Consider the following 16071-nt stretch of genomic DNA (forward strand, 5'->3'; position numbering starts at 1 on the left):
ATCGCGAGAGGAGAACCCGCTCGCGGCCACCTCGGCGAGCGCCCGGGGTCACGCGCCCCGCGAAAAGGCGCTCTCCACCTGCTGCGCGAGCTCATCGCAGCTCCGGTACGCGTTCCGGTACGGCTCGGCGGACAGGTTCTTCAGGAACCGGAGGACCGAGCGCGTCACCGCGTCGATCTCGTCGCGGGGCGCCATCGGGTGAGAGCGCCATTCGTTGAACCGCTCGACCACGTCGCGAGGCTCGACGGGCAGACACCTCGCGACCGGGCTCGGATCGGGATCCGGATAGGAGGCCAGCGTCTCGACCTCCTCCCGCGCCAGATCGAGCGCCCTGCGAGGGTCTGCCTCGCGCAGGAGGAGCGCGTAATCCCGGTACGGCGTGTGGTGCGACGGGGGCAGCTCCAGCGCCTTCTCGTAGTAGAGGCGCGCCGCATCCGGGTTGCCCAGGCGGTCCCGGTACAGGTTCCCGAGCCTGCCATACGCCTCGACCGTCCCCGGATAGAACCTCTTGATATCGTAGTAGTCCCGGTGCGGGGCGTAGGAGTTCCTCGGGGAGAAATCGGGCTCGAGCTCCGCGAAGCGCGCGTAGTGGCGCGCGGCCTGCTCATGGGCGCCCCGCCGCTCGTGGAGCTCTCCCAGGTAGAAGTGGTTGACCGCGTAAAGGCGCGGATCGTGGTAGGCGCGCGACACGCCGTCCGGATACGGCTCCTTCAGGGGCACGCGGGGCATGACCGGGACCGCTCCGGCCTGCCCGCGGGTCATGAGCGTCTCCGCCAGGTGAAGGGAGCGGAGGAGATGGCGCTCCGCCTCGTCCGACTCGTGATAATGCCACAGGAACTGGCTGCTGATGACGTAGGCCCCCAGCGGATGGATGCCGTCCTCGTTCATGAAGGGGTCCGAGTGGTCGTAGGGGACCTCGGACTGGAACGAACGCTCGATCTCGTCCCGCCAGCGCTCGAGGTGGCGCAGCGACTCGAGCGCGCTCTCCAGGGACATGTTCAGGCTCCGCTCGGAGTACCACCAGTAGATCCCGTACGGCATCCGGAGAAAGGCGACCGCCTGCCGGAGCGACCCCTGCTCCTCGGCGGACAGCCCTCGCTGCTTCGTCACCTCGTACTCGACGCGATCGAGCCCGGGGTACTTCCAGCGGACCTGCTCCTCTTCTTCGCGCTGAAGCTCGGTCTGCAAGAGGTCGATCACGGTGGTGACGTCCACCCGGACCGACTCCTCTTCTTCCCCTTCGAGGGCGGCTTGCAGGACGGGGACGAACCGCGCCCAGCCGGCCCTGTTCTCGTAGGTGCACCAGGCCGCCTGGGCCCTGACCTCGGGGCGGGGAGACCGCAGCGCGCGCTCGTACAGCGCCGCGATCCGGTCGTCGAGCTCGTCGTCATGACGCGCCACCTCCGCGAGGAGCTCCAGCGGGACCGGCGTCCGCTCCACCTCGCGGTCGGCCAGGTCGATCAGCTCGTCGAGGGTGTACTGCGGGAGCCGCTCCCGGACGAGCTGCGCGACCGCATCGAGCAACTCCGAGCGCAGGACGCTCGTCTCCAGCCGGTAATACCGGAGCCGCTTCGATGCCACGAGGACGAAGCGGACCCCCTCGGAGGCATACTCGACCGCCGGAGTCCGGTCCGCCGTTCCCGCCTCCTTGCGGGTCACGGTGAAGGCGAGGGAGTGCGTCTCTCCAAGGCTCGTCACGAGCTCCTCCAGCGCGCGGAGGAGCGCCTCCGGGAGCCGCGACGGCTCGTGGGCGCCTCGGAGGACTGTCGTGAACCGGCTCATCCGCGTCCACTCCCGGCGACCCGCCGCCCTCCGTCATCCCCCGGGTCCATGAACCATGGATTCAACCACAGAGGCCCCGCGGACACAGCGGTTTCTCCTCTGTTTCTCTGTCCCCGAGACCTGCGCCGGGCGCGACGGGCGCGTAGGACATCATGGCGAGCTCGAGCGCACAGGGTCGACGCCGCGGGCGCGCCTCGGGCCGCGTCGACAGGCTCGCCCCACGAAGCGGTTTGCACGAAAAAAGTTGGTGCGAGCGCGTAATGGACAGAAAGGTTAGGTGAGAGCCATGAATTTCACCGAGGTGATGCGCGAGCTCGAGCGGCTCGGCACCGAGCAGAACCGGAAAGTCTACCGGCGCCACGGCGCGACCGATCCGCTCTTCGGCGTGAGCTTCGCCCACATGAACACGCTGGAGAAGCGGATCAAGCGCGATCACGAGCTCGCCGAGGCGCTCTGGGCGACGGGCAACTCCGACGCGCGGACGCTGGCGGCGGCGATCGCCGATCCGGGGCGCTTCACCCGGGACCAGCTCGAGGCGTGGCTCGACGGCCTGCGCTCACCGCTCCTCGTCGACCTCTTCGTGAAGCACATCGCCGCGAAGACGCCGTTCGCCCGCGAGGCGATGGCGCGCTGGACCGCATCGGACGACGAGTGGATCGGCCGGGCGGGCTGGACGCTCCTCGGCGTGCTCGCGACCGGGGACCCGTCGCTGCCCGACAGCCTGTTCGAGGAGCGGCTCTCGGTGCTCGAGGCGTCGATCCACGAGGCCGGGAACCGCGCCCGGGAAGCGATGAACAGCGCGCTCATCAGCATCGGCTCGCGGAGCGAGCCGCTGCGGGGAAAGGCGCTCACGGCGGCGAGGCGCATCGGCAAGGTCGACGTCGATCACGGCGAGACGAGCTGCAAGACGCCGGACGCGACCGCGTACATCCAGAAGGTATGGGCCACCCGGAAGCCGGCCGCCGCGCCTGCGGCCAAGCCGGCCAGGGCCGGCGCCGCCAGGCCGGATGCGGCCAAGCCGGCCAGGGCCGGCGCCGCAAAGCCGGCCAGGGCCGCCTCCGCCACGCCGGACGCCGCAAAGCCGGCCAGGGCCGGCGCCGCAAAGCCGGCCGCCGCCAAGACGGCCAGGAGGGTCAAGGCGCGCGACGGCGCCGACAAGGCCGCCCCCGCCGCGGAGAAACCGAAGCGCGGCGCCTCGCCCCGCGCCGCCCCGCGCCGGGGCTGATCCCGGGACGCGCGCCGCCCCGCGCCGGGTCGCTCACGTCGGGTGCGCCGCCGCGATGGCCTCGTCCGGCGACCCGAGCAGCTCCTTGCGCGTGAGCCGCTCGACGACCTCGCGCGTGAGGATGAGGTGGTCCTCCTCCTCGTGCAGGCGGCGCCGGAGCTCGTCCCTCGCCTCGCCGTCGTCCGCCTCGTCGGCGAGCTCCAGCAGGAGCTCCCAGCCGGCGTTATCGACGAGCTCCGCGGTGAGCAGCGCATGAAAAAGGTGGGTCGGGTTCTGATCCCCGTCGAGCACCACCTGCTCGATGCCCTGTGACTCGATCGCGATCAGCCGCGACATCTCGGTCTCGGCGTGCGCGTCCCCGCCGAGCGCGCGGATCTGCGCCTCGAGCCACTCCTCGTGCTCCTTCTCCTGATCCCGGTGGGTCTTGAGCTGGCCGAGCAGGTTCAGCAGGCCGGGATCGGCCGTGCGGCCGACCTTCTCCAGGATGGAGTCGTAGAGCTTCACGCTCGCGCGCTCGAACGTCAGCCGCTCGTTGAGCAGGTCGATGGCCTTGTCCTTGTTCACCTGTGCAAGCTTCTGCATGGATGCCTCCGGCCGGGGCAGATGCGATTCGCAGGCCGCCGCGCCGCGGCGGGCGCACCGGCCGGGCGCGCGCCGCTCCGAGGTGCTCGCTCAGGTACTCCACGAGGGTGCGGTTCGCGAAATGGCTCCCCACCGGCGACCGGCAGCGGCGCCGCTCGCCCGGGAACACGCCCCTGTCGAACCGCCGCCCGCGGCCATGAGCGCCACGATCCTGCGGGCCGTGTGCGCGAAGTGCACGTGTTCATCATCCATGAGCCCGTGCATCAGGCAGCGCTGGAGGGCACGTCGTATCGAGCGCGCTGCCTCTTCGGCGACGATAGGCCCGCGCGTGCGCGCGCGTGGACCCGAGGCCCGTCAGCTCGCGATGCGCCGGAGCACGATGACCGGCCGCCCCGCGTCGCGCGAGCGATCGAGATCCACCTTGCAGTCGAGCATCCAGTCGTTGTGGTCTTCCGGATCGGCGATGATCTGCTGGACCGCCCAGGAGCCGCCGTCCTCGGCGGGGTGGATGATCGTGTTGCTCGGGCTCCGGGCCGCCGGGTCGGTGCGGATCGCGGCGTGCTCCGCGTGATATCCGCGGAGCGCCTCCTCCAGCCGATCGGCGGTCCAGGGCGCCTCCTCGCCCTCGACCATCTCGGCGGCCACCTCGTAGTCGCGGCGGGAAAGCGCGCGCAGGAAGAAAAACAGCTCGTTCCTGACGAGCACCGTGAACTCCTTGGCGTTGCGCGTGACGTCGAACGCGGTCGGCTCGACCGTGCCCGAGGCCCCCGCGCGCGGCTGGTACGTGGGGTCGCGCAGCCGCTCCCACTCGTCGAGCAAGCTCGAGTCCACGCCGCGGATGAGCGCCCGGAAATAGGCGATCATGTCGGTCGTGTCGCTGTCCTTCGCGTAGTCGGGCACCGTCTGGACCAGCGCCTTGTACACCTCGGACACGTACCGGAGGAGCAACCCCTCCGCCCGCTCCAGGTTGTACTCCCGGATGTACTCGCCGAACGACAGGTACTGCTCGTACATCTCGCGCGCCACGCCCTTCGGCCGGATGTTCTCCTGCCCCACCCAGGGGTGCCGCCGCGCATAGTCGTTGAACGTCCCGTAGATGAACTCCCGGTTCGGCTTCGGATAATCGAGCTTGTCGAGCTCCTGCATCCGCTGCTCGTACTCCACCCCCGCCGCCTTGAGCTCCGCGATCTTCTCCGTCTTCAGCCGATCGAGCTGCTTCTGCAGGATGAGCTCGGGGTTCTCCAGGATCGACTCGACGAGCGTGAGCAGATCGAGCGGATACGTGCCGCTCTCGGGATCCAGCTTGTCCACCGTCTCGAGGACATAGAGCGAGAGCGCGTGGTTCAGCGAGAAGTCCTCCTGGAGATCCGCGTTGATGCGGAGGCGCTTGCCAGGCCCGTCCTCCCGGGGGACGAACTCGATGATGCGCGCCTCCACGAGCGAGCGGAAGAGGAGCATCGCTGTCTTGCCGTGCTGCCGCCGGACCGCGGGCCGGTCGTGCGTGCTGCGGATGAGCCGCTTCAGCGCCCGACACCCGCCCTCCTCGCGGCCGAGCACGTTGACCAGCAGGCCGTGCGTGACCTGGAACCGCGACACGAGCGGCTCGGGCGGCGACTGGATCAGCCGCTCGAACGTCGCCCGATCCCAGTGCACATAGCCCTTCTCCGGCGGCTTCTTCTTGACGATCTTCCGCCGCTTCGCCGGGTCGCTCCCCGCCTTCGCCTCGAGCCTCATGTTCTCGATGACGTGCTCCGGCGCCTGCGCCACGACGCTCCCCTGTGTGTCGAACCCCTTCCGGCCAGCCCGGCCGCCGATCTGCTGGAAGTCACGCACGCTCAGGACGGCCGTCTTCTCGCCGTCGAACTTGCAGAGCTTCGTGAACAGCACCGTGCGGATCGGGATGTTGACGCCGACGCCGAGCGTGTCCGTGCCCGAGATGATCTTGAGATGCCCCTGCTGCGCCAGCTTCTCGACCAGGAGCCGGTACTTCGGCAAGAGCCCCGCGTGGTGGAGCCCGATGCCGTGCCTGACGAAGCGCTGCACCTCGCGGCCATAAGGGCTCGAGAACTTCACCCCGGCGAGGGCGGCGGTGATCGCCCGCTTCTCCTCCTTGGTGCAGTAGTCCTGGCTCATCAGGTTCTGCGCCTCCTCGGCGCAGGCACGCTGGGTGAAGCTCACGATGTAGATCGGCGCCTTGCCGTTCTTGACGAGGTTCGCCACCGTCTCGTGGAGCGGCGTCTCGCGGTACTCGTAGTCGAGCGGGACCGGGCGCACGGTCGACTTGACGACGGCGGTCTGCTCCCCGGTCAGCCGCGTGATCTCCTCCTGGAAGAACTCGGTGCCTCCCAGCGTGGCGCTCATGAGCAAGTACCTCGCCTGAGGCAGCGTGAGCAGCGGGATCTGCCAGGCCGCCCCGCGATCGCGATCCGAGTAGTAGTGGAACTCGTCCATGATCACGTAGTCGCAGAGCGCCTTCTCACCCTCGCGGAGCGCGATGTTCGCGAGGATCTCCGCGGTGCAGCAGATGATGGGCGCGTCGCGGTTCACCGACGCGTCGCCGGTCAACATACCCACGTTCTCGGGGCCGAAGTCGTTGCAGAGCGAGAAGAACTTCTCGCTGACGAGCGCCTTGATCGGGCACGTGTAGTACGACTTCATGCCCTCGGCCATGGCCTTGAAGTGCATCGCGGCCGCGACGAGCGACTTGCCCGAGCCGGTCGGGGTGTTGAGGATGACGTTCTTGCCGCCGAAGATCTCGAGGATGGCCTCCTCCTGCGCCGGGTAGAGCTCGAGTCCCCGCTCGGCCACATAGTCGAGGAAGCCGTTCAAGAGATCGTCGGCCACGAAGTCGTGGGACGACGGCGGGAGGCGGGCGCGGAGCGGAGCAGCGGATTGATCCATGGCGGCTGGGACGCCCATCGAGAGGGGCGCACCCTGCAGAAGCCTGGTTCCAGGGAAAAATGCAAGCAAACTCCTCCATGTCCCGGTCGGATCACCGAGCTCCACGCGAGCTCTGGACGGAACGTACTCCGGGGACAGCCCCGGTGAGCCGAGGGCGTGGGCTCGATCCGGCTGCCATGCTGCCGCGCCCCGGCGTGTTCGTGATAGCGTGACCGGACGAAACGGGGGAGCCGCGCGCACGTCCGGGGGACAGGTCGAGCGCGTCGGTGGCCGGAAGCCGGAAGAGTAGACAGACAGCAATGGGGGAGAGCACCGGACATCCAGCCTGGGCGATGCGAGGTCCGGGCAGGGGGAGCGTGCAGGTCGACGCGCCGAGCGGGCGGCTCCTGCGCATCAGCAGCTCGCTCTGCCAGCTGCTGGGCTGCGCTGAGCGGGAGTTGCTCGAGAAGAAGCTGCTCGACCTGGCCCTGCCGGAGGACCGGGCAGGCGCGCAGGCGGCGTGGCGCTCGCTGCTCGACGCCGACGCGGAGGAGCTCACGTTCGAGATGCGCTGCCGCTGCAAGGACGGCGGCGTCCGCTCGCTCCAGATGACTGGCGTCTTCGTCCGCGACGCCCGGGGCCGACCGTATCGCGCGGTGGTGTTCGTCGAGGACGTGACCGACCGGAGGCGCGCAGAGGAGCGGGCGCTCGCGGCGGAGCAGGCGCTGGCGGAGGGTGAGGCCAGGCTGCGGAAGCTCTTCTACAGCAACATGGCCCCGATGGCCTTCTGGATGCCTGACGGGCGGATCGTCGAGGCGAACGACGCGTATCTGCGGCTCGTGGGCCACCCGCGGGAGGATCTCGCGGCCGGCCTGGTCCGCTGGGATCCCGACCTGCCGCCGGAGGAGCGCCCCGCCGACGACCGTGCCCGGGCGGAGCTCCTGGCGAGCGGGTGGACGTTCACGCCGTTCGAGAGGACGCATGAGCGGCCCGACGGCACGCAGATAAAGATGCTCGTGAGCGGCTGTCTGCTGCCCCGGGTCGAGCGGTGTATACGGGCAGGCGAGCCGTTCGAGGAAGAGCTCTGTTATCTCGGCGCGGACGGCACGGTCCACCCCATCCTCAACTGGGGGGTCCCGATCCGCGACGAGCGGGGCGAGATCACCTCCTGGGTCGGCCTCTGTCTGGACATCGGCCGGCTCAAGCGCACGGAAGAGGCGCTGCGCGAGAGCGAGCGCCGGCTCCGCGCGGCGCTCGACGACGCGCGGCGGGTCATCGCGGAGCGCGAGCGCCTGGAGGACGAGCTCCGCCGGCGCGAGCGGCAGCTCACGTCGCTGATGGCGAGCTCGCCCGACGTGATCTTCCGGCTCGACCCGGAGATGCGGTGCACGTTCGTGACGGCCTCGATCGAGGCGATGACCGGGCTCCCACCCGAGCACTTCCTCGGCAAACACGGCTCCGAGACCTGGCTCCCGAGGGAGATGTGCGAGGCCAGCGACGCCGCCTGCGGCGAGGCGGCGAGGACGGGCAAGCAGCAACGGATCGAGTTCAGCCTGGGCGAGCGGAGGTGCCGGACGCGCTTCATCCCCGAGCTCGGGCCCGACGGGGCGGTGGAGTCGTTCATGGGGATCACCGAGGACGTCACCGCGGCGTGGCAAGCCGAAGGGGAGCGCCAGAAGCTGCTCGAGAGCGAGCGCGCCGCCCGCGACGAGGCGGAGCGCGTGAGCCGGGTCAAGGACGACTTCGTCGCGACGCTCTCGCACGAGCTGCGCTCGCCGATCAACGCCATCCTGGGCTGGGCGCGCATCCTGCGGAGCCGGGCGCCGGAGCCGCAGGCGCTCGCGCGGGGGCTCGAGGTCATCGAGAACAACGCGCGGCTCCAGGCCGACATGGTCTCCGAGCTGCTCGACATGAGCCGGATCGTGTCGGGGAAGCTGCGGCTCGACGTCCAGCCGGTCGATCTGCAGGGGGTCCTCCAGAGCGCGCTCGAGGCGATCAAGCTCGCGGCCGAGGCCAAGGGGATCGCGATCCACGCGAGCGTCGATCCCGAGGCGAGCTCGCTCCGGGGGGACCCTGCGCGGATCCACCAGGTCGCCTGGAACCTCCTGTCGAACGCCGTGAAGTTCACGCCGGCGGGCGGGCGGATCGACGTCGCGCTGCGGCGCGCTGGCGCGCACGCCGAGCTGTCGGTGACCGACACCGGCCCGGGCATCGCCCCGCAGTTCCTGCCGCACCTGTTCGAGCGCTTCCGGCAGGCGGACGCGTCCTCGACGAGGAAGCACGGCGGGCTCGGCATCGGGCTCTCGATCGTGAAGCACCTTGTCGAGCTGCACGGCGGCGCGGTGGGGGTCGCGAGCCCGGGCGAGGGCCGGGGCGCGACGTTCACGGTGAGGCTGCCGCTCGCCGGCGTCTCGCAGCGGGCGCCCGGCGCGGCGCAGCGGCCCACCTCGGCGCGCGCCGAGGCGCTGGCCGACTACCCGGCGGCCGATCTCACCGGCGTGCGGGTGCTGGTGGTCGACGACCAGCCCGACGCGCGCGAGGTCGCCCAGCGCGTGCTGGAGGACTGCGCGGCGAGCGTCACGACGGCGGGGTCGGCCGCCGAGGCGATGGCGACGCTGGAGCGGGAGCGGCCCGACGTCCTCGTCAGCGACCTCGGGATGCCGGGCGAGGACGGCTTCCAGCTCATCCGCCGGATGCGGGGCCTCGGCGCGGCGCGCGGGGGCGCGACGCCGGCGATCGCGCTGAGCGCGCTGGCGCGGGCCGAGGACCGGGCGCGGGCGCTCGGCGCGGGGTACCAGGCGCACGTCGCGAAGCCGCTGGATCCGGCGGAGCTCGTGGGGGTGGTCGCGTCGCTCGTCAGGGAGCGGGCGGCGAGCTGAGAGGCGGTTGTTCCCGGGGAGCTCTTTGGATAGGTAGAGGCGTTCACGGCATCATCCCGGGGGCGATCGCGAGCAGACCATGGTCCAGCAGATTTCGGTGAAAGAGCTCTTTCTGAAGCTGAAGGCGAGGGAGCCCGTGGTCCTCCTCGACGTGCGCACGCCCGGCGAGCACGAGATCGCCGCGCTGCCGGACAGCACGCTGATCCCGCTGAACGAGCTCGCCGAGCGCGCGGACGAGGTCGCGCCCGCCGAGGGCGCGCTGGTCGTCGCGTACTGCCACCACGGCGTCCGGAGCCTCTCGGCCGCCGCGATCCTCGAGAAGCTCGGCCACGAGCGCGTCGCCTCGCTCCAGGGCGGCATCGACGCGTGGTCGATCCACATCGACGAGAGCATTCCGCGGTACTGACGCGGGGCGCGGGCGCGGCGGCGCGCTCGCGGGCGGGTCTAGTTGAGGGCGGCGGCGCCGAGCCGGAAGTAGAGCTTCCGGCGCGCGCCGCACGCGCTGCAGGCCACCTGCGCGACGCGGAGGCGGACGCCGTCGAGCGTCTCGGCCGTGTGGTCCTCCATGCGGAGGGCGCCGCGGCAGCGCGGGCACGGGATCGACCGCGCGGCCACCTCGACCTGCGAGGCCGCGTCGAGCGCGATGGCGCGCCCGGGGGAGTGGCCCGGCTCGAGCTGCGCGAGCCGCTCGATGTCGCGGGTGAGCTTCGCCGACGTGCGATCGATTTCGCGCCGGGCGGCGCGGGCCGAGAGCTTCTTCTTCGCCATGATGCCTGTCCCTGCGGCCCGCCCGGTGCGGCGAGGCCGACCCGCGCTCGGGGAACGCGGGGCTTGTCTACCGCTTGTCGCGGATCGGCTCCAGGCCCGCGTACAGGTCCGGGACCCCTCGGCCGTACACGTCCCCCTCCGGCGAGAGGAGGCCCGAGCGCGAGGGCGCGCGGGTGCCGGGCCGCCGCACCTTGTGAGGCCGGACCGCCAGCGGGCGTTGTTCGGGGACCGCTCGCAGTCCGAGGCGAGCAACACCGCCATGGCGAGCCCTGCGCCGCTCCGCCGAACGCCACGCACGCGCTTCGTCCCCATGCACCTGCTTCCGTGGACACGAGCCTACGCATGCGACCCAACGGACTCAACAAGCAACCTGCGGAGCGAAGCAGCTGGAGCACGGCGGTCGCTCAGGACGCCCCGCTCCAGCAGCGCTCCTGGCGCTGGTCAACCTCAGCGATCGCCAGCGCAGCCTCCGGATCGACGAGCTTGCCGGAGCTGCGCTCCATCAAGTCCCCGCGACGCATCATCGCTTGCGAGGACGAGTCTTCTTTTTCACCTTCGTCGGTGTCCGCTGGCGGAGCAACTTCACGAGATCGGTCACGAGCTCCGGCGAGTCCAGCGCCTCGGCGAACTCACGAACCGTCGAGACAACCCACTTCTCGTCGACATCGGCATGCGCGCTCAGGATGGATTCGATGTCCACCATGTCCCGCGAGCGATGCGCTACGGCCTTCATGACGAGGAGATCCTCGGGCATGGGAAGCGGAACGCGAAGGGCGCCTAGATCCGTCGGAACTGCGCGACGAACCGCGTTCTCCTCGAACGGCAGGGCGCCCATCGAGAGGTCGATCGGAACGCCGGAGCGGTCGTGTCGAAGGAGAAGGACGCGGGAGCTGAGGGCGAACCCCAGCGCATCCGGGATGCGGGGAACGATTCCATGCCGCTCCCCATCGGCCAGGAAGGCGGGCCACTCGTCGTGGTCCGGAAGCCACGCGACGACATCCACGTCTCTCGTCGTGCGAGGCTTGCTCAGGATCGACACCGCGACCCCGCCGATGATCAGCATGGGGACGCGGGACGCCTCCGACCACGCGAGGAGCGCGCGTACCGCGCCCTCGAGCTCCGCCAGCGAGCGCAACTCAGACACCAAGGCGCTCCGCGAGCAGGGTCCAGCGCCGGCGCACCTGTTCCACGTCTTTGTCCGCGTCGGTCGAGCTATCCAGTCCCCGGGCCACGCCCATGAGCATGGCGAGGTCGCGGAACTTTTCGGCCGGAGACATCGCCGCGAGCTCTGCCTGCTCGACCTCCACGACCATCTCCCAGCGCTTCTTGTAGGCCCGGATGTCGTCCGCGTTCATGCGTTGATCCTACCACCCGAGACACGCTCGACGTCAGATCGTCGGTTTCTTCCCGGATTCGCTCGCCGCGCGCAGGCTGCGCCCGCGCCGCCGGCTCCGCCCGCGCGCCCCGTCACCGCGTGTTCCTCCCCCGTCCAGCATTGCGACAGCCCTCCCGCCATGGCACGAGCGCGCCCTCATGCCGACCCGCCCCTTCACCCTGGGCCGCTCCCGCCCGCTCTCGGGTGATCCCGGCGCCGCCGCCGCGCGCCCGTTCGAGCTCCCCGCGCACCACCTCGTGACCCACGGCGTGGTCGTCGGCATGACCGGCAGCGGCAAGACCGGGCTCGTCATGGTGCTCGTCGAGGAGGCGCTCCGCTCGGGCGTCCCCGTGCTCATGATCGACGTGAAGGGCGACCTCCCCAACCTGCTCTTTACCTTCCCCGGCGTCTCGCCGGCCGAGTTCGAGCCGTGGCTCGACCCCTCCGCGGCCGCGCGCGACGGCCGCTCGACGGCGGACGTCGCCGCCGAGCTCGCGGCGCGGTGGCGCGCGGGGCTCGCCTCCTCGGGCCTCGGGCCGGCCGACGTCGCCGCGCTCCGCGCCTGCATGGCGCCGCGCCTGCTCACGCCGGGCACCACGGCGGGCGAGCCGATCCACGTGCTGTCGGCGCTCGAGGCGCCCTCGTCGCTGTGGGACGAGGACGAGGAGGCCGCCCGCGAGGCGCTCTCGGCCTCGCTGTCGCTCCTGCTCCGGCTCGTCGGCCGCGACCCGGATCCGGCGCGGAGCCGCGAGCACGTGCTGCTCGCGCACCTCGCCGAGCGGCGGCTGCGCGCGCGGCGGGCCGCGGGGCTCGAGGCGCTGCTCGCCGACCTCGCCGCGCCGCCGATCGCCGCGGTGGGCGCCCTCGCCGTCGACGAGTTCTTCGCCCCGAAGGAGCGGCAGGCGCTCGCGCGCGAGCTCAACACCCTGCTCGCCTCCCCCACGTTCGCCACGTGGCGCAAGGGCGCGCCGCTCGACGTCGCGGCGTGGCTCGCGCCGCAGGCCGGCAGCGGCGGCGGCGGCGGCAAGACCCCCGCGGTGATCGTCAGCGTCGCGCACCTCGACGACGACGAGCGGCTCCTCGTCCTCGGGCTGCTGTTCGATCAGCTGCTCTCGTGGGTGCGCGGCCTCTCCGGCACGAGCGACCTGCGCGCGCTCGTGGTCTTCGACGAGGTCTTCGGTTTCCTGCCCCCGCACCCGGCGAACCCGCCCACCAAGCGGCCGCTGCTCGCGCTCCTGAAGCAGGCGCGCGCCTTCGGGGTCGGCGTCGTCCTCGCCACGCAGAACCCGATGGACCTCGACTACAAGGCGCTCTCGAACGCCGGCGCGTGGTTCGTGGGCCGGCTCCAGACCGACGCCGACCGCGAGCGCGTCGTCGAGGGGCTCTCGGGCGCGGACGGGGGCGCCGGCGGCGTCCCGGCCGCGGCCCTCTCGGCCACGCTGAAGGCGCTCCCCCCGCGCACGTTCTTCGTGCGCGACGTCCACATGCAGCCGCCGGCGTTCCTCGCCGAGACGCGGTTCAGCCTGTCGTGGCTGCGCGGCCCGGTCACCCGACGCGAGGTCGGCCGCCTCGTCCGGAGCATCTCCCCTCCTCCGAAAGCGCCCGTTCCGACACGCGATTCTCTGGATCCGAGGCGAAAATACCCAGATTCGACAGACGATTCTCTGGATCCGAGGCGAAAATACCCAGATTCGACAGACGATTCTCTGGATCCGAGGCGTGTTTACCCCAATTATAAAGACGATTCTCTGGATCCGAGGCGTGTCTACCCAGAATCGACAGACGATTCTCTGGATCCGAGGCGTGCTTCCCCGGATCCGACACGCGCTGTCCACGATCCGTCGAGCCCAGCCCGGCGCGCGCCCGTGGGTCCGGGCGGCACGGTCCTCCTCGACCCGCGCCACGCGCCCTCCGCCCCGCCGCCCGCGCGGCGCAGCGGGGCCGCTCGTGCGGACGCTGGCGCCCCCGCGCCGGCGGCCCCGCCCCCGGCAGCGCCAGCGCCCCCGCCACCGCCCGATGGCTGGCGGAGCCTCTACGCGCACGCCCCTGCCGTCGCTCCGGAGGGCTTCCGCTACATCCCCTGGGTGGCCGCCTCCGTGATCGCTCACCTGCGCGACACGAAGCTCGGCGTCGCCCTCAACCGGAGCCAGCTCCTCGCCGCCCCGCTGCTGCCCGACGGCAAGCCGGATCTCTCGCGCATCGCCCGGCTCGACCCCTCGCTGCTCTCCACGGCGCCCGCCGCGGGCGCCCGCTTCGCCGAGCTGCCCGCCCCGCTCGCGAAGCGCGCCACCGCGCAGGCCGCGGCGCGCGCGCTCCGGGAGCACGCCTACCGCACGACCGAGGCCGCTGTGGCCGTCCACCGGGAGCTCGGGCTCGCGCAGGCCGAGGGCGAGCCGCTCGAGGCGTTCGCCGCCCGCTGCCGCGCCGCCGCGGCCCGGCTCGCCGCCGCCGAGCAGCAGCAGGTGATCGGCCGGTTCGCGCCCAGGATCGCGCGCCTCGGCGAGCGCATCGCCGCCGCGAAGGCGCGGTACGACCAGGCCCAGGCCGAGGTGGCCGCGCTCCCCGGCGCGGTGGGCGCCGCGCTGCTCGGGCTCGTCGCCGGCCGGGACACAGCCCGGCGCGCCGGGACCCAGCGCGACAAGGCCACCGCGAAGCTCGAGCGCGCGCGCCAGGAGTGGACCGAGGCGGACGCCGCGCTCCGCGACCTCCATGCGGCCCAGGCCGCCGAGCTCTCCGCGCTGGAGCAGCTCCCCCTCCGCGCCGGCGAGGGCATCGAGACGAAGCGCCTCGTCCCCAGGAAGAACGACGTCGAGGTCGCCTTCGTCGCGCTCGCCTGGGCCGCGACGCTCGCCGGCCCCGCGTGAGCCCTCGCCCCGGGGCCCGCGCGCCCGCCCGAGGCGCTAAGCTCTCCCGCATGCACCCGATCGGCTCTCCGGCAGGCGGACATCGCGCAGCGCAGACCCTCGCAGCGGAGCCCGCGCGGGCCCGCGGGCGGGCGTGACGCCATGCCGCCCGCCCGTTTCCGCCCCGGGCTCGGCCGCCCGGGCGCGCCGCCCGCCGAGATCGCGTGGTTCGCTTTCCACGGCGACGAGCTCCTCGTCCGCGCGCGCATGCCGGCCGACGGCGGCGGTCAGTTCGACGTCCCCGTCGCGGCCGATCTCGCCCGGCTCGGGGTCCTCGTCGTGCGCGACCAGCCGCTCGGCGAGCTCGACGGGCGTCCCTGCCGCTCCGCGGAGCTCGCGCCGGGCTCGCCGGCGCCCGAGGGGCACGCCTATGTCTCGCTGCGGCGCCTCCACGGGCGCATCGATCCGGAGCTGTTCGACCTGGCGGGCACGGCGTACCAGGTGCAGCACTGGGACAGGGCGCACCAGTACTGCGCGGCGTGCGGCGCCGGGCTCGAGGGTGGGCAGGACGAGCGGGTCAAGCGCTGCGGCCGCTGCGCGAGCAACTACTTTCCCCGGATCACGCCTGCGACGATCGTGCTCGTCGAGGACGGCCCGCGCCTGCTCATGACGCGGCAGGCGCGGTTCCCTGCGGGCATGTACGGCCTCGTGGCCGGCTTCGTCGAGCCGGGCGAGACGCTGGAGACGTGCGTCGCGCGCGAGGTCCAGGAGGAGACGGGCGTCGACATCGCCGACATCGCCTATTTCGGCAGCCAGCCGTGGCCCTTCCCTCACCAGATCATGGTCGGCTTCACCGCGCGCTACACGGGCGGCGAGCTCCGCGTCGACACGCGCGAGCTCGAGGACGCCCGCTGGTTCCACCGCGACGCGCTCCCGATGCTGCCGCCGCCGCTCAGCATCGCCCGCAAGCTCATCGACGCCTGGCTCGCGCGCCCCGCGCGGTAGCGGCTCCGGCGCGGCGGATCGGCGCTCTCGCGCGGCCGTGCTACCGTCCACGCATGCAGGCGCACCGAGCGCTCCTCGAGACCGACGAACACGGCCGGCTGAAGGAAATGCCGGTCCTCCCTCCTCGCACGCGAGTCGAGGCAATTTTCCTGGTTCTCGAAGAACCGCCCTCGTCGCCGACCGCAGTGCGCCGGCCCCCGGCGGAGCTGTCTGGGCTCCAGATCCTGGGCGACGTGATCACCCCTGCCCTCGATGAGCCTGACTGGAGCGTGAACGACGCGTGATGGTCCTCGACACGCACACCTGGCTCTGGTGGATCCAAGGAACCGCCGACTCTCTTCCTTCCAAGACGAAGGCGCTCATCGAGCACGAGCCCGGCCCCGTCGGCATCGCCTCGGTCTCCTGCCTGGAGGTTGCCTGGCTTGCAAAGAAGGGGCGCATCGTGCTCCCGGTCTCCGTCGAGGACTTCTTCACGAAGGCGATTGAGCAGGCGGGTCTTGTCCTGCTTCCCCTGACTCCGCAGATCGCAGCCAAGTCGGCAGCTCTGCCCGATCTGCATCGCGATCCGATCGATCGGGTGATCATCGCCACGGCCATCGATCACAACGCCGAGCTGGTGAGCAAGGACGAACTCGTCTCCCGCTACCCCGGCGTCCGTGTTCGCTGGGATTCGTGACTCTGGGGAGCGATCTTTGACACCGCTCCACTTCCTCCCGTTCCGGCTCTGCAGAC

The 16071-nt window shown here is 71.5% G+C and carries 11 protein-coding genes and 1 pseudogene; 6 read left to right on the forward strand and 6 right to left on the reverse strand.

Going from position 1 to position 16071, the window contains the following annotated elements; genetic code table 11:
• Positions 1 to 48 precede the first annotated feature (48 nt).
• Positions 49 to 1782: a hypothetical protein gene (locus WMF17_RS22790; protein ID WP_437651251.1), complete on the reverse strand. Its 1734-nt coding sequence runs from the start codon at positions 1780 to 1782 to the stop codon at positions 49 to 51.
• A gap of 286 nt (positions 1783 to 2068) precedes the next feature.
• Here WMF17_RS22790 and WMF17_RS22795 point away from each other — a divergent pair.
• Positions 2069 to 2719, forward strand: a pseudogene (locus tag WMF17_RS22795) (DNA alkylation repair protein); the annotation flags it as partial.
• A gap of 321 nt (positions 2720 to 3040) precedes the next feature.
• Here the strand turns inward: WMF17_RS22795 and WMF17_RS22800 are convergent.
• Together WMF17_RS22800 and WMF17_RS22805 are read right to left on the reverse strand one after the other, a co-directional pair.
• On the reverse strand, positions 3041 to 3589 hold the full coding sequence (locus WMF17_RS22800; protein ID WP_437651253.1) for a DUF892 family protein: 549 nt from the start codon (positions 3587 to 3589) through the stop codon (positions 3041 to 3043).
• Positions 3590 to 3943: 354 nt separating this feature from the next.
• Positions 3944 to 6490: a DEAD/DEAH box helicase gene (locus WMF17_RS22805; protein WP_437604191.1), complete on the reverse strand. Its 2547-nt coding sequence runs from the start codon at positions 6488 to 6490 to the stop codon at positions 3944 to 3946.
• A 299-nt stretch (positions 6491 to 6789) separates the two neighbouring features.
• Between WMF17_RS22805 and WMF17_RS22810 the strand changes: the two genes are divergently transcribed.
• Together WMF17_RS22810 and WMF17_RS22815 are read left to right on the forward strand one after the other, a co-directional pair.
• Positions 6790 to 9348 carry a hybrid sensor histidine kinase/response regulator gene (locus tag WMF17_RS22810; protein ID WP_437651255.1) on the forward strand — a complete coding sequence of 853 codons (2559 nt, stop codon included), beginning with the start codon at positions 6790 to 6792 and terminating at the stop codon, positions 9346 to 9348.
• Between the two features lie 79 nt (positions 9349 to 9427).
• Positions 9428 to 9754, forward strand: coding sequence for a rhodanese-like domain-containing protein (locus WMF17_RS22815; protein WP_437494623.1), 327 nt, complete (start codon positions 9428 to 9430; stop codon positions 9752 to 9754).
• A gap of 38 nt (positions 9755 to 9792) precedes the next feature.
• On the opposite strand, the gene WMF17_RS22820 is transcribed toward WMF17_RS22815, so the two are convergent.
• From WMF17_RS22820 to WMF17_RS22830, 3 genes are all read right to left on the reverse strand, one after another.
• On the reverse strand, positions 9793 to 10116 hold the full coding sequence (locus WMF17_RS22820; protein WP_437651257.1) for a hypothetical protein: 324 nt from the start codon (positions 10114 to 10116) through the stop codon (positions 9793 to 9795).
• A 520-nt stretch (positions 10117 to 10636) separates the two neighbouring features.
• Positions 10637 to 11179 (reverse strand): nucleotidyl transferase AbiEii/AbiGii toxin family protein, encoded by a 543-nt coding sequence (locus WMF17_RS22825; RefSeq protein ID WP_437651259.1) that lies wholly within the window; start codon positions 11177 to 11179, stop codon positions 10637 to 10639.
• Between the two features lie 73 nt (positions 11180 to 11252).
• Positions 11253 to 11471, reverse strand: a complete 219-nt coding sequence (locus WMF17_RS22830) for a hypothetical protein (RefSeq protein WP_437651261.1) — start codon at positions 11469 to 11471, stop codon at positions 11253 to 11255.
• Positions 11472 to 11649: 178 nt separating this feature from the next.
• On the opposite strand from WMF17_RS22830, the gene WMF17_RS22835 reads away from it, so the two are divergent.
• The 3 genes from WMF17_RS22835 to WMF17_RS22845 all read left to right on the forward strand — a co-directional run bounded on the left by WMF17_RS22835 (position 11650) and on the right by WMF17_RS22845 (position 16015).
• Positions 11650 to 14355 (forward strand): helicase HerA-like domain-containing protein, encoded by a 2706-nt coding sequence (locus WMF17_RS22835; protein ID WP_437651263.1) that lies wholly within the window; start codon positions 11650 to 11652, stop codon positions 14353 to 14355.
• A gap of 141 nt (positions 14356 to 14496) precedes the next feature.
• A complete protein-coding gene (nudC, locus tag WMF17_RS22840) occupies positions 14497 to 15339 on the forward strand; it encodes an NAD(+) diphosphatase (RefSeq protein WP_437651265.1) in 843 nt (280 codons plus the stop codon).
• Between the two features lie 283 nt (positions 15340 to 15622).
• On the forward strand, positions 15623 to 16015 hold the full coding sequence (locus WMF17_RS22845; RefSeq protein WP_437651374.1) for a type II toxin-antitoxin system VapC family toxin: 393 nt from the start codon (positions 15623 to 15625) through the stop codon (positions 16013 to 16015).
• The last annotated feature ends 56 nt before the right edge of the window (positions 16016 to 16071 follow it).

This window comes from Sorangium sp. So ce362, assembly GCF_051519845.1.
Lineage (GTDB): Bacteria > Myxococcota_A > Polyangia > Polyangiales > Polyangiaceae > Sorangium.